This is a genomic window from Vibrio sp. 704 (assembly GCF_033339295.1).
The window spans coordinates 1-745 of record NZ_JAWOUH010000375.1; the positions used below are offsets into that span (position 1 = coordinate 1).

Annotated in this window: 1 protein-coding gene; it reads left to right on the top strand. The window is 44.4% G+C overall.

What is annotated here, in order from left to right:
• Positions 1-700: AAA family ATPase (locus tag R7R24_RS26565; protein WP_318120099.1), on the top strand; the 700-nt coding region annotated here is incomplete at its 5' end.
• Positions 701-745 lie beyond the last annotated feature (45 nt).

Genomic DNA, 745 nt, shown 5'->3' on the forward strand with positions numbered 1-745 from the left:
GTCTGAGTATGGTGAGCGTCACTCTGTGAGCCGCTTAATTGGTGCTCCTCCAGGTTATGTTGGTTATGATCAAGGTGGCTTGTTAACTGATGCCGTTATTAAGCATCCTCATTCCGTTGTTTTGTTGGATGAGATTGAGAAAGCGCACCCAGCTATCTTTAACTTGTTACTGCAAGTGATGGATAACGGTACGCTAACGGACAACAATGGTCGCAAGGCCGACTTCCGTAACGTGATCCTTGTGATGACCACTAACGCGGGTGTGGCTGAAACTGAGAAGAAATCGATCGGTTTAATCCAACAAGATCATAGTCATGATGCCATGGCAGAAATTAAGAAGGTGTTCACTCCGGAGTTCCGTAACCGTCTTGATAATATCATCTGGTTTAATAGCCTAGATGAAAGTGTTATCCATCAAGTGGTTGATAAGTTTATTGTCGAGCTTCAAGTCCAGTTGGATGCTCGCGGAGTATCCATGGAAGTATCGCAAGATGCTCGCCATTGGTTAGCACATAAAGGTTATGACAAAGCGATGGGGGCACGTCCAATGGGCCGTGTAATCCAAGAGCAATTGAAGAAACCATTGGCAAATGAACTGTTGTTCGGATCACTTGTTGATGGTGGTACGGTGAAAGTGTCGTTAGTAAATGATGCGCTTGAATTTGAATATTTGAGTGAGAAAGAAGCAGCAATGCACTAACGTTTGTCGTCAATTTCAAATCAAAAGCGTGCGATTGGTCGCACG